The 13,218-nt window shown below is 39.9% G+C and carries 9 protein-coding genes, 1 riboswitch and 1 other annotated feature; of the genes, 7 read left to right on the top strand and 2 right to left on the bottom strand.

The window, feature by feature from the left end; genetic code table 11:
- Window positions 1-185 precede the first annotated feature (185 nt).
- The gene (gene corA / locus NV377_RS18925) at window positions 186-1,121 is read right to left on the bottom strand and encodes a magnesium/cobalt transporter CorA (RefSeq protein WP_258202369.1); all 936 of its coding nucleotides are present in this window, start codon (window positions 1,119-1,121) and stop codon (window positions 186-188) included.
- Between the two features lie 444 nt (window positions 1,122-1,565).
- Window positions 1,566-1,671: riboswitch (SAM riboswitch) on the top strand.
- Between the two features lie 252 nt (window positions 1,672-1,923).
- On the opposite strand from corA, the gene metA reads away from it, so the two are divergent.
- The 4 genes from metA (at window position 1,924) to thrS (ending at window position 8,223) form a co-directional block, all read left to right on the top strand.
- A complete protein-coding gene (gene metA, locus NV377_RS18920; RefSeq protein WP_258202368.1) occupies window positions 1,924-2,841 on the top strand; it encodes a homoserine O-acetyltransferase MetA in 918 nt (305 codons plus the stop codon).
- Window positions 2,842-2,863: 22 nt separating this feature from the next.
- Window positions 2,864-4,030 (top strand): PLP-dependent transferase, encoded by a 1,167-nt coding sequence (locus NV377_RS18915; RefSeq protein WP_258202367.1) that lies wholly within the window; start codon window positions 2,864-2,866, stop codon window positions 4,028-4,030.
- 818 nt (window positions 4,031-4,848) lie between these two features.
- Window positions 4,849-5,805: a putative sporulation protein YtxC gene (gene ytxC, locus NV377_RS18910; RefSeq protein ID WP_258202366.1), complete on the top strand. Its 957-nt coding sequence runs from the start codon at window positions 4,849-4,851 to the stop codon at window positions 5,803-5,805.
- Between the two features lie 161 nt (window positions 5,806-5,966).
- Window positions 5,967-6,200, top strand: a binding site (T-box leader).
- A gap of 85 nt (window positions 6,201-6,285) precedes the next feature.
- Complete coding sequence (gene thrS / locus NV377_RS18905) at window positions 6,286-8,223, top strand: threonine--tRNA ligase (protein ID WP_258202365.1); 1,938 nt, start codon at window positions 6,286-6,288, stop codon at window positions 8,221-8,223.
- A 73-nt stretch (window positions 8,224-8,296) separates the two neighbouring features.
- Here thrS and NV377_RS18900 read toward each other — a convergent pair whose 3' ends face one another.
- Window positions 8,297-9,217: a LysR family transcriptional regulator gene (locus NV377_RS18900; RefSeq protein WP_258202364.1), complete on the bottom strand. Its 921-nt coding sequence runs from the start codon at window positions 9,215-9,217 to the stop codon at window positions 8,297-8,299.
- A gap of 172 nt (window positions 9,218-9,389) precedes the next feature.
- Between NV377_RS18900 and NV377_RS18895 the strand changes: the two genes are divergently transcribed.
- The 3 genes from NV377_RS18895 to NV377_RS18885 are packed head-to-tail and all read left to right on the top strand — an operon-like array spanning window position 9,390 to window position 13,213.
- Entirely contained in the window at window positions 9,390-10,424 is a 1,035-nt protein-coding gene (locus NV377_RS18895; RefSeq protein WP_258202363.1) for an ABC transporter ATP-binding protein, read from the top strand.
- A gap of 5 nt (window positions 10,425-10,429) precedes the next feature.
- Complete coding sequence (locus tag NV377_RS18890) at window positions 10,430-11,533, top strand: ABC transporter substrate-binding protein (RefSeq protein WP_373425839.1); 1,104 nt, start codon at window positions 10,430-10,432, stop codon at window positions 11,531-11,533.
- Window positions 11,534-11,587: 54 nt separating this feature from the next.
- On the top strand, window positions 11,588-13,213 hold the full coding sequence (locus tag NV377_RS18885; RefSeq protein ID WP_258202647.1) for an ABC transporter permease: 1,626 nt from the start codon (window positions 11,588-11,590) through the stop codon (window positions 13,211-13,213).
- The last annotated feature ends 5 nt before the right edge of the window (window positions 13,214-13,218 follow it).

Below are 13,218 nucleotides of genomic sequence, written 5' to 3'. Positions count from 1 at the left end.
TATAGAGGTAATTCAAAAAGCCAACATTGATAACGAAGTAATGCAAGTAGGTTAATCGGAATCGAATAGGGAGCGAACCTTGGAAGACCGGGCCGAGTGTACCAGTTACGTACACTTGCGCTTCCTCCTTCCTCAAGTAGCGCTCTCTCTTCTCGGTTCTGAAAGCCAACTTTTTGAAATTGCACTTACAACCATTCTTTTTTGCGGAAAATAATGTACATACTTATTCCGAGCGTGATCATAATCCCAAGTACGACATAAGCACCATACTTGAAGTGAATACCAGGAATGGTATCGAAGTTCATACCGTAAATACCTGTAATAAAAGTTAGTGGCATGAAAATGGTAGTAATAGCTGTAAAAACTCTCATAATTTCATTGGCGCGACTGGATAGTGATGACTGATAGGCCTCTCGTAAGTTCCCCATTAGATCACGATAGGTATCGAAAGATTCTGCAATTTTCAATGCATTCTCGTATACGTCACTGAAATACTTTTGGAGTTGATCATCAATCAATTTAAGCTCTTTTTTTATTAAAGTAGCAATTAGCTCACGTTGAGGGCCAAGAACTTTTTTAACCCATAGAATTTCACTTCGTAGACTAATAATTTCATTCAAATGAGATTTTTTGGTATGCATTAATATATCTTCTTCAAGTACTTCGATACGAAGTTCAATACGATCACCAACAAGTGCATAATTATCAATAACTAAATCGACTAAGTGATAGAGAAATTGATCTGGGCGCGTTACCTCTTGTTCCCAAAGAATAGGTTTCAGTGTACGCAATTCGTTAATTTTCTGCTTTGTTACCGTAATAATATAATGTTTGCCTAAGAAAATATTAAGGGCACGCAAGAAAAATTCTTCATCATCGAAACGTATACTATTTACAACGATAAAATAATGACCTTCATAAATTTCAATTTTGGGGCGTTGTTCTTCTTCGGTCAAGCAGTCTTCTACAGCAAGATCATGCATGCCAAACAATGGTTGTAGAACGACAAGATCTTCTACATCGGCATCTATCCAGAAGAATCCCTCGCTAGGTGCTCTTAAAGTATCTTCAATATTTTCGATTAAACTAAAGTTACCGCTTTTAACATGTCTAATTTTCATAATAGTTCTCCTTCCCGTTTGGAGGAGCTACTGTAAAACTATGCTGTTTACGTTGTTGTCATCTATATTAGTAGCGTAATGGCTGTGGGTATAGAGATGAGCAACCATCGTTAGTAAGCTTTAATGGTAGCGTCCCAATATGAAGTTGCCAGGTACTCGGTCGATCATCGTCCATCTAAGCCACACACTCCTTTGCGTTTATAATAGTAATTGTTTTCTACTTAACAATAGCATTCCTCAACATTAAGAGGGCATACATATGCTCGTAATGAAAAGGAACACGCTCGATAAGCTCATGAATCCTTGTCTAGTATACTCTGATGTATCCGAATCATTCAATAAAAATTTGTAGTAATTTATAAAAAATGATTAGTTATCAGGTTCTTGACGTAGCACAAATAATGCTATAAAGTAATGATATTACTGATAATTGAATATGCTACTTTCTTATCAAGAGCAGGCGGAGGGAAAAGCCCTATGAAGCCCGGCAACCGGCATTTTATGCACGGTGCTAAATCTTGCGGAAATTTAAGTTTCTGAGAGATGAGAGAGAGGTTCCGATAGATAGACCTTTTCTCATTCCAGAAAGGTCTTTTTTTGCATACTTTTCCATGTATGGAGTTCCTTTCATTTACGAAATGTGGATCAAAAGACCGTTAAAAGTTAGGTGAAGCTTACGATGTACTTTTCATTATTAGAAGTATATCCAAGCAGATATGAAAAGTTAGGTATTGCTTACGATGTACTTTTCATTATTAGAGGTATATCCAAGCAGATATGAAAAGTTTAAGGAGTGAGTGTTATGCCGATCAAAATTCCAGATTCTTTACCAGCGAAGGAAGTTCTAACAAGTGAGAACATCTTTACGATGGATGAAAGCATTGCCTACAAACAGGATATTCGACCACTGCGAATTGTGATTCTCAATTTAATGCCTACGAAAGAAACAACTGAAACTCAATTGTTACGTTTGATTGGTAATACACCACTACAGGTTGAAGCTGTGTTATTACACCCTAAGACTCATACATCTAAGAATACATCATCGGACCATCTAACAAGCTTCTACAAAACTTTCGATGAGATAGAACATCAATATTTTGATGGGATGATCATCACGGGTGCACCTGTTGAAAATCTACCCTTTGAAGAAGTGAACTATTGGGAAGAGTTAACCCAAATTATGGACTGGAGTAAAGTACATGTTACATCTACTTTCCATATATGTTGGGCAGCACAAGCAGGACTTTACTATCATTTCGGTGTTCCGAAATATCAACTAGACGAGAAGATGTTCGGAGTATATCCACATTCTTTAAGTACACGCAATGTTCCGCTACTTCGTGGTTTTGATGAAATGTTCTTTGTTCCGCAGTCACGTCATACTGAGGTGCGTCGTGAAGATGTTGATCAAATCGAAGAACTTGAAATATGGTCAGAATCCGAGGATGCAGGTCTATATATTATTGCTTCCAAAGGAGGCAAGCAGATTTTCGTAACAGGTCATTCTGAATATGATGCTGCTTCGCTAAAATTCGAATATGATCGAGATAAAGCAAAAGGACTCGAGATAGAGGTTCCCAAAAATTATTTCCCTGGAGACAATCCAGACCGTACTCCAATCTCCACATGGAGAGCACATGCTAATTTGTTATACTCAAACTGGTTAAATTATTATGTTTATCAACTTACGCCTTATGAATTAGGCGGAGGGATATAGGTAGAATGGGAGAGAGCAATTCATGAAAATCGAGAGTCGCTTGGCACAGATTGGTTCACAAAAAGATACAGTAACGGGAGCTGTAAGCTTTCCCATCTATCAGTCAACAGCATTTCGTCATCCAGCGCTTGGCGAAAGTACTGGCTTTGATTACGCAAGAACAAAGAGTCCTACACGTTCTGTTTTAGAAGAAGCAGTGGCACAATTGGAATCTGGAGATGCAGCTTTCGCCTGTAGCTCGGGTATGGCAGCCCTGCAAACAATCTTTGCTTACTTCAGTTCTGGAGATCATCTTATTGTATCTCTTGATTTATATGGAGGAACATATCGTCTGTTAGAACGAGTTATGTCTCGTTTTGGTGTAACAGCAACCTATGTGGATACAAATAGTTTAGATGATTTACAATCCAGCTTACTTACTAATACTAAAGCGGTCTTAATTGAAACGCCTACCAATCCGTTAATGATGGTTACCGATATTGAGAAAGTAACATCATGGGCAAAAGCAAACGGTCTGCTTACGATTGTGGACAATACATTATTAACACCATACTACCAAAGACCAATTGAACTCGGTGCAGATATCGTCATTCATAGTGCGACGAAGTATCTTGGTGGACATAATGATGTACTTGCTGGTCTTATTGTGACGAAGGGCGAGTCATTGTCTCAAGAAATGGCGATACTTCATAATTCTATTGGCGCTGTTCTTGGGCCTCAAGATTCATTCTTGTTGGCTCGAGGAATGAAAACTTTAGCACTTCGGATGGAGCGCCATCAGTCGAATGCAACTGCGATCGCGAACCATTTGGTAACGCATCCAGCTATTTCTGAAGTGTTCTATCCTGCACTTAAGGCGCATCCTGGGCATGATATTCAGAATAAGCAAGCGTCTGGTAATACTGGAATCTTCTCTTTCAAAGTAAAAGATGCACGTTATGTTGCTCCGATATTACGCCATGTGAAGCTTATTGCATTTGCAGAAAGTCTTGGCGGGGTAGAGTCATTAATGACTTATCCAGCTGTGCAGACACATGCAGATATTCCACTAGAAATCCGTCAAGCTATTGGCGTCGATGATCGATTGCTTCGATTCTCTGTTGGTATTGAGCATGTGGATGATTTAATAGCTGACCTAGACCAAGCACTAGCCGCAGCCATAGAGGAAGTTCAAAACATCCACTCGTGATCACGATGATTGGCTAACGTAGCATAGTCGACGTCGAAGATGCCATTCATCGGAAGCCTGCGAGTGCTCGTGTACCAATAACGTACACTCCGCTTCTCGTTTCCTAGCTTCATGGCATCTTCTTGGTGCTGACAAGCAAATGTTTTGAACCTTTATTGGAAGAGGAAGTTGACAACATCCACTCGTGATCACGATGATTGGCTAACGTAGCATAGTCGACGTCGAAGATGCCATTCATCGGAAGCCTGTGAGTGCTCGTGTACCAATAACGTACACTCCGCTTCTCGTTTCCTAGCTTCATGGCATCTTCTTGGTGCTGACAAGCAAATGTTTTGAACCTTTATTGGAAGAGGAAGTTCAAAACATCCACTCGTGATCACGATGATTGGCTAACGTCGCATAGTCGGCGTCGAAGATGCCATTTATCGGAAGCCTGCGAGTGCTCGTGTACCAATAACGTACACTCCGCTTCTCGTTTCCTAGCTTCATGGCATCTTCTTGGTGCTGACAAGCAAATGTTTTGAACCTTTATTGGAAGAGGAAGTTCAATCCATCTCCTCGTGATCACGATGACTACGCTAACGTCGTATAATCGACATTGAAGATGAAATGAACTTGTATTTATAAATTAATTTAATAGTAATATTATGAAATGTATGGGCTGTATGGCTTGTAAACTGTGAAGTTTACTGGCTGTACAGCCTTTTTTATTTTTATTCGTACAAGGTTTATATAATTTATTGTATGTATGCCAAACTCTTCCCTGTATATACAGTGTCCACTGACCATATACTTTATGGGAGAAAGGAGTGATCACATTGAGTATACTAACGATTTACTTCCCTAGTCACCAAGAGCAACATTTGCAACCACTAATTCAACTAATTAATGAGCAATTGTTGACCTATATACATAGTAATGACAAACGGAAGAAGCGCGACCGGAACAATGCCATTACTTTACCGATCCAATTGGAGGTTGATATGGCAAGTAAAACGCTGAGTTTTGTGCCTCAGATGCCTCTATTTCAACTATTACTACATGGACCGATGCTATATCAATTAGTGTCTAATTTGTTAGGGCGATTTATTGTAGAAAACTGTGAGGAAAGTGTTATATTTTCATTAATCCAACAACGCTGTGAGAAGAATAATATTAAGCCAGCGAGCGTTGCTCAGTATTGCTATAATATTTTGAACAACGATCCATGGGAACCGCTAGGCAAGAAATTTACCGAGGAAGATCGTCAGCGGAGATCCAATAAGATCTCAGAAGAACTTAATCTACATCTAGAGACCAATTCAGAGTTACATCTTGATGGGTATATCGCTTTTCGAATGCATAACTACAAACGAGAATTGAAAGAAGTTGTTGAATATGCAATGGATGAATATATACTCGATCAGCAGTACGAAGAATTTATGACTTTATTGAAATATTTTGTGCAATTGCAAGAAACGCGGATAGATATTGTACATCTAGTTCAACAAGAAGGAAATGGCTTTATATTATGTGATGATGCAATGCTGCCATTAGAAATTAAACATGAGAATGATCGGATTGTCGCAGAGATGTTAGAAACGGAAATTAACATTGAAGATATTGTTATCAGCTCATTAATATCGGCATCACCACAAAAAATTATGATTCATGCAAAACATCTTGACTACCAAGTTATACGTACCGTCAAATCGATTTTTGGAGATCGTACCCAAGTATGCACAACATGTCCAATGTGCCGCAGTAATCAAGAAGGGATTATCCCGTTTCAATAGTCTTTGAAGAGTAACCAATAAGTTTTTCTATCATGCTGCAGCGATATAGATTAATGAAACTGACAAATAATCATCGTTGTAAGCACCTTGACGAAAAGGATTGTAATATCTATAATATTGAATATACGAAGAACATTTCATAATGTTCTTACTACTTATAAGAAATAGCAATGACGAAGACAAGCAACTATGCCGCTCAGGCTCAGAGATAGGAAACTAGGCTGAAATTTCCTTCCATGATGCACATAGATGTACCACTTCTTAGCTGTATAGCAGAACGTTCTTAGAACGAAGTAAGTTATACCGGATATCTCCGTTATCAGATTTTTACGAGGACTGCAATTATGCAGTTGAAGTAGGGTGGAACCACGAGATAACAAGCACTCGTCCCTTTTTGGGATTTGTGCTTTTTTTGTGCTTTGTTTTATGGACAAGAAGTAGTTTCTAGACAAACATGATAATTTTAGGAGGTAGTATTAAATGAGTATTAATGTAACTTTCCCAGATGGCGCTGTACGTGAATATCCTGTAGGAACAACTACTGAAGATATTGCAGCATCGATTAGCTCTGGACTGAAAAAAAATGCAATCGCAGGTAAAGTAAATGGTAAAGTCGTGGATGTATATGCACCGATTGAAGCTGACGCGACTGTTGAGATTGTCACTGTTGATAGCGCTGATGGTCTTGAAGTATACCGTCATAGTACTGCTCACTTAATGGCACAAGCGATTAAACGTCTATACAAAGATGCAGATGTGAAGCTTGGTATTGGTCCAGTTATTGAGGATGGTTTCTATTATGATCTTGATATGGAGCAATCACTTACTCCTGAGGATCTTGTAAAAATCGAGAAAGAAATGACTCGTATTGCTGGTGAAAATCTACCGATTCGTCGTCGCGAAGTTTCTCGTGCAGAAGCGCTAGCTATTTTTACTGAGCTTAATGATAATTTGAAATTAGAATTGATTAACGATCTTCCAGAAGACTCTGTTATTACAATCTATGATCAAGGCGAATTCTTCGATCTATGTCGTGGACCGCATCTTCCAAGCACTGGACGTATCAAAGCATTCAAACTGCTTAGCGTTGCGGGTGCTTACTGGCGTGGAGATTCTAAAAACAAAATGCTACAACGTATTTACGGTACTGCATTTGCTAAAAAAGCAGAACTTGATGAGCATCTTCATTTCCTAGAGGAAGCGAAAAAACGTGATCACCGTAAACTTGGTAAAGAGTTGAAAATGTTCACATTCTCTCGTGAAGTTGGACAAGGTCTACCGCTATGGTTGCCGAATGGTTCTAAAGTTCGTAGAACAATGGAGCGTTACATCGTTGATCTTGAAGAACGTCTTGGCTATGAACATGTTTATACTCCAGTACTAGCTAACGTTGAACTATACAAAATATCTGGTCACTGGGAGCATTACAGTGAAGATATGTTCCCTCCAATGCAAATGGATAATGAAGAGCTTGTCCTTCGTCCAATGAACTGTCCGCATCATATGATGGTATATAAGAGCGATATGCGTTCTTATCGTGATCTTCCAGTTCGTATTGCTGAGATGGGTACAATGCACCGTTATGAAATGTCAGGTGCTCTAACTGGTCTTCACCGCGTACGTGCGATGACATTGAATGATGCTCATATCTTCTGTCGTCCTGACCAAATTAAAGAAGAATTTGCTCGTGTAGTTAACTTAATTCGTAAAGTATACGAAGATTTTGGAATTAAAGAATACCGTTTCCGTCTATCTTATCGTGATCCTAAAGATACAGAGAAATACTTCCAAAATGATGAGATGTGGGAAATGTCTCAACGCATGCTGCGTGAAGTAGTTGAAGAACTTGAGCTTCCATTCTTTGAAGCTGAAGGCGAAGCTGCTTTCTATGGTCCTAAACTAGATGTACAGATCAAAACTGCTCTTGGTAAAGAAGAAACATTGTCTACTGCACAATTAGACTTCTTACTACCTGAACGTTTTGAACTTGAATATATCGGTGACGATGGTAAGAAACATCGCCCAGTTGTTATTCACCGTGGAATTATTAGTACAATGGAACGTATGACTGCATACTTGATCGAGAACTTTGCAGGTGCACTTCCTCTATGGTTGTCACCAGTTCAAGCTAAAATCATCCCTGTATCTACTGTATATGATGAGTATGCAATGAAAGTGAATGATCTATTGCTTGAAGCGGGAGTTCGTGTAGAGAAGGATCTTCGTAATGAGAAGCTTGGTTACAAGATTCGTGAAGCACAATTAGAGAAAGCTCCATATATGCTTGTAGTCGGCGAGAACGAGATGCAAGCAGGTACTGTTGCGATTCGCAAACGTGGCGAAGGCGATATTGGCTCTATGCCAATTGCTGAGTTCATTGCTCTTGTACAACAAGAAATCGCTAATAAAGCTCAATAATATTATAGAGAAAAGCCGATCTGACTAGTCAGATCGGCTTTTTCCTGTATGGGGTAAGAATTGAGGTGGTTAGTCAATAGTTACCTTCATAAACCCTTTGTTCCCTAACAATTTCGAGAAAAGCATTCATTTGTGGTGATATCCATCGCTCAGGATTATAACAGACAAAGATCATACGCTGTGGAAAGTCCTTATGAATATCCTCGCAAGCAAGCTTACCTAAAGCAACTTCTTCTTGAATAGCGGTATGGGAGATAAATGTTATATTGTTACCATGCATTAGCGTTCGTTTTATTGATTCTAAAGAATCCATTTCCATCCCGTTTTTTAACGTAATATTGTTTGTTTGAGCCCAATGATTGGTCATTTCACGTGTTGTAGATTGTGAACCGTGAAGTAGAAAAGGGTAAGCTTCAAGTTCTTCAGATAATGTTGTAGGTTGATAGAAGCCAGCTTTTTTTGCAAGTGGATGATCTGCAGAAAAGGCGAGGACGAGCTTGTCTTCACAGATTGCTTCATAATACAGTTCATCTTTGGTGTTAGCATTTTGCGCGGCAATGAAACCTATGTCTATTTGTCGTTCTGTTAACATTTGACGAATTACAGGGGCAGTACGTATAGTAAGCCGCACTTCTACTTCAGGATATGCTTCTCTAAATTGATGTATCCAGATAGGCAGCAAATAAGTACCCGCCACGTAACTTGCTCCAATATGAAATATCCCCTTCTCAGGTGATCGTTGCTCAGCCATAATACGTCCAGCTTCAAGTCCAAGAGCTCTAATTTTCCGAGCATAATGAAGTAAAGCATTACCAGCACGTGTGAGTTTATATCTACCACCATACGTTTCAAAAAGTGGGACACCATATAGCTCCTCTAGACTTTTCATATGAAAGGTAATCGTTGGTTGCTTGACGCCAAGTGCGTCTGCGACGGCGGTTATTTTTTTGTGTTGATCAAGTAATACAAGAATATCTAGTTTTATAAAATTCATGTCGGACCGCCTCCATTAGAAGATTTTCATCTCGGAGTATAGATTATCTCTATGAGAATGTAAAGATACTAATAGTTTATTTAATAAACACTTAACACTACGAAGATATCCAGCTGACGAATAAAGATTAATCTATAGACAAGCAAGAGAAGAAGAGATAGGAGTGAAGCACATGGAGGTGGAATTATGTGGCGTAACCAAAGCATTTGATGGCACGGCTGCGCTTCATCCGCTTAATTTGAAAATAGCTTCGGGAACTTTTACTACATTGCTCGGTCCATCGGGCTGTGGTAAAACAACGTTATTAAGGTTGATTGCTGGATTAGAAGGTCCTGACAGCGGGACAATTCGAATCGGAGGTAAGCTTGTATGTGATCCAAAGAACGGTGTTAATATGCCACCACAGCAAAGGGAATTGGGTATGGTATTTCAGGATTTCGCTCTTTGGCCGCATATGACAGTATATGAAAATATTGCATTCGGGCCTAGGGCGCGTGGACGACGCAAGGAGGTAGCAGAGCAAGTAGCTGGAGCTATTGAAGCAGTGCGTTTACAAGGTTTCGAAAAGAGATATCCACATCAGTTATCTGGAGGTCAACAACAACGCGTTGCCTTTGCTCGTTCGATTGCTTCTCGTGCTAAGCTGATTCTATTTGATGAGCCTCTTAGTGCACTTGATGCACTACTTCGTGATGAGATGCGTGAAGAGCTTGTCCAGATGGTTCGTAAATTAGGTGTGACTGCCATTTATGTTACACATGATCAAACTGAAGCTATGTCGATGTCAGATACAATTATCGTCATGAAGCAAGGTGAGGTTCTTCAGCGTGGTAAGCCAGAGGAAATCTATCATGCACCAACTCATCCATTCGTTGCTCAATTTGTAGGTCGTTCAAATTGGGTCGAGCCAAATATTCGAATGGTAAGACCTGAGAATGTCCGTTGGATAGCAAGATCAAGTGATCGTATATTCCAAGGTGTTGTTACTCGAGTTTCATATTTCGGTGATCGCTATGAGGTAGCAGTAAGGCTGGCAGATGAAACTGTCTGGACAGCTTATCACACCGAACGAATGTCACTCGGTGAAACGGTTCAGTTAGTAGTGGACGAGCAGCATATTCATACGCTGGGAGAAATGTATCGATCAATAAGTGAAGTATCTATGGAAAAAGAGCAAGGTAAACTTAGGGAGGTAATTAACCGATGAAAGCAATGAAAAATAATGTAATGCGTTTGGTATCTTGGCAATGGTCGCTAGTGATGTTATTGATTTTGAGTAGTGTACTTACAGCTTGTGGTAGCAATAACAGCCAGAACAACAATCGTACAAATACAAGTGTAACTGACAAGCCTATTGTTACTCAATCCACTGAGCAATCTGAAAATAAAGAATCTACAACTGCACCATCTGGAAAAGTTGTTGTATATACTGCTGGGCCAGAAGGATTAGCTGCAAAAATTAAAGAAGGCTTTGAAGCTAAATACGGTATTACAGTTGAACAATTCGACGGTACAACTGGTAAAGTATTAGGTAGATTAGAAGCGGAGAAAAGTAATCCTATAGCGGATATTGTAATCGTAGCTTCTTGGCCAACCGCAATGTCTATGAAGGCAGATGATTGGGTACAAGGCTATGCGGATGCAGAAAATGCTGATAAATTGCAGGCAGGCTGGGTAGATTCGGACTATAGTTTGTTTGGATACAGCGCTTCAGCACTTGGTATAACTTACAATACTAAATTAGTTACAGATATACCTACTGATTGGTCTGATTTGACAGATCCTAAATGGAAGGGACTAGTTAATATCCCTGATCCGTCATTGTCAGGCTCGGCTCTTGATTTTATTTCTGGTTACCTAAATGATAAGGGCAACAATGATTGGAGCTTATTCGAGGAATTGAAGGCAAATGGCGTAGCGATGGCTGGTGCTAATAAGGAAGCTCTAGATCCTGTTATTACGGGAGCTAAAAGTGTAGTAATGGCTGGAGTCGATTACATGGCTTATAGTGCGAAAGCTAAAGGTGAACCAGTTGACATCGTTTATCCTGCAAGTGGAACAGTTATTAATCCACGTGCAGCAATGATTATGAAAACATCACCAAATGTTGAAAATGCCCGCTTGTTCATTGATTACCTTCTATCTGATGAGGCGCAAGCACTTGTTACTGGTGCATATTTATTGCCAGGAAGAGCTGATATCAAGGCTGAGAATAGAACGAATACTGAGGATATTAAGCTATTGAACTATGACTGGAACTGGATGAGCGAACAAGGCGAAACAATTAGTACACAATTTCTGGAGTTATTCAAATAAGTTATGAATAACCTTTTTCGCGGGGGGCTAAGGCTCCCCGCTTCCTCATCGAGAATGCTATTGGGGCTGTTACTGCTTGCATTGTTAGTAGTGGCTCCGTTGCTTATGGTGCTACTGCACAGCTTGTTTCCTAATGACACGTTTGATGCGCTCGCTCCGCTAAAAGTGCTGTCTGACCCGGGACTTATCTCTATTTTTTGGAACTCGATTGTGCTCGGAGGATGGGTTGTTCTAGGCTCTACATTGCTAGCTCTACCGATGGCTTTTTTATCCGCTAGAACGTCAATTGGACGTCATGCTTGGCTTGATGTAGTTCTTATTATTCCTTTTATGACACCACCCTATATCGGCTCAATGGGATGGATTCTCTTCATGCAGCGGCGCGGCTTTGCAGAACAATTGTTTCCTGCTGTCTCATGGATAACTCCTCAATTTTTCAGCTTGCTCGGGATGGTCGCAATTATGAGCTTGCATTTGTTTCCTTTTCTGTATCTCATTTTGCGTAATGCACTTATGCGTATAGGAGGTTCATTGGAGGAAGCAGGGAGTGTACATGGAGGGAATATGTTCTATTTGTTAAGACGGGTCATATTACCGTTATTGCTAGGAAGTTATGCGATGGGAGCTTTACTTGTGTTTGTTAAGACAATTGCGGAATTTGGAACTCCTGCGACATTTGGGCGACAAATTGGCTATTATGTATTAACTAGTGAGATTCATCGCTTTACTTCAAGTTGGCCAATAGACTTTGGTAAGGCAACGTCATTAGCGTCAATTTTGCTTGGTGCTTGTCTAATGTTTTGGTACGTACAAAATGTCATAAGTCGTAAGTATCAATATAAAACGCTAGGTGGTAAAGGTATGCGTACTCGCATGATACCTTTACGTGGTTGGAAATCGTTTTTTGGTTGGGGTTATATTGGTTTATTATTGATTTTTTCTATCGGGATTCCTTATTTTTCGATTATCGTTACTTCATTGCAAAAGTTGCGAGGTAATGGTCTAGCCTGGAGTAATATATCTCTAGAACATTATATGGAACTATTACGTCCAGGCTCAAAGGGCTGGCAAGCATTAATCAATAGTATGAGCCTTGCTGCAATAGCCGCAACGGTAGCTGTTCTTATCGGTACTTTTTTAGTCCTGCAAATGGGGAGCTTAAAGCGTTGGTCTCAGCGTAGTCTTGATATGTTTAGTCTACTACCTAATACAGTTCCTGGCATAGTTATTGTAGTTGGATTAATTTTATTTTGGAATGCACCTTGGATGCCAATTTCAATTTATAACACTTATTCAATGGTTATTCTTACCTACGTGGTGTTCTTTTTACCTTACTCCGTGCAATATGTAAAAGCATCCGCGGGGCAAATTGATAGTAGTTTATTACAGGCAGGAAGAGTGTTTGGAGGACAACCATTTTACATTTTTAGAAGAGTTATTCTTCCTTTACTCGTTCCAGGTATTTTGGCAGGTTGGATGATGACCTTTACGATCTCAGCCCGTGAGCTAGTAGCTTCATTAATGGTGCTACCACCTTCTATGCAGGTAACTGCTACGTATATTTTTAGCCAGTTTGAGCAGGGCGAAGTGTCATTGGGGATGGCCATGGCAGTTGTCTCCGTAGGATTGACAACGTTAGTATTGGTTGTAATGAATCATCTAGGTGCGGACAGAAAGTGAGGAAA

It is taken from the genome of Paenibacillus endoradicis (assembly GCF_024721975.1).
The sequence above is the reverse complement of the archived record's forward strand: the minus strand, read 5'-3'. Positions and strand labels throughout refer to the sequence as shown.

Coding starts and splice junctions, on each gene's coding strand:
- corA (WP_258202369.1), bottom strand. CDS start 1,121: ATGAAAATTAGACATGTTAAAAGCGGTAACTTTAGTTTAATCGAAAAT.
- metA (WP_258202368.1), top strand. CDS start 1,924: ATGCCGATCAAAATTCCAGATTCTTTACCAGCGAAGGAAGTTCTAACA.
- NV377_RS18915 (WP_258202367.1), top strand. CDS start 2,864: ATGAAAATCGAGAGTCGCTTGGCACAGATTGGTTCACAAAAAGATACA.
- thrS (WP_258202365.1), top strand. CDS start 6,286: ATGAGTATTAATGTAACTTTCCCAGATGGCGCTGTACGTGAATATCCT.
- NV377_RS18900 (WP_258202364.1), bottom strand. CDS start 9,217: ATGAATTTTATAAAACTAGATATTCTTGTATTACTTGATCAACACAAA.
- NV377_RS18895 (WP_258202363.1), top strand. CDS start 9,390: ATGGAGGTGGAATTATGTGGCGTAACCAAAGCATTTGATGGCACGGCT.
- NV377_RS18890 (WP_373425839.1), top strand. CDS start 10,430: ATGAAAAATAATGTAATGCGTTTGGTATCTTGGCAATGGTCGCTAGTG.
- NV377_RS18885 (WP_258202647.1), top strand. CDS start 11,588: ATGCTATTGGGGCTGTTACTGCTTGCATTGTTAGTAGTGGCTCCGTTG.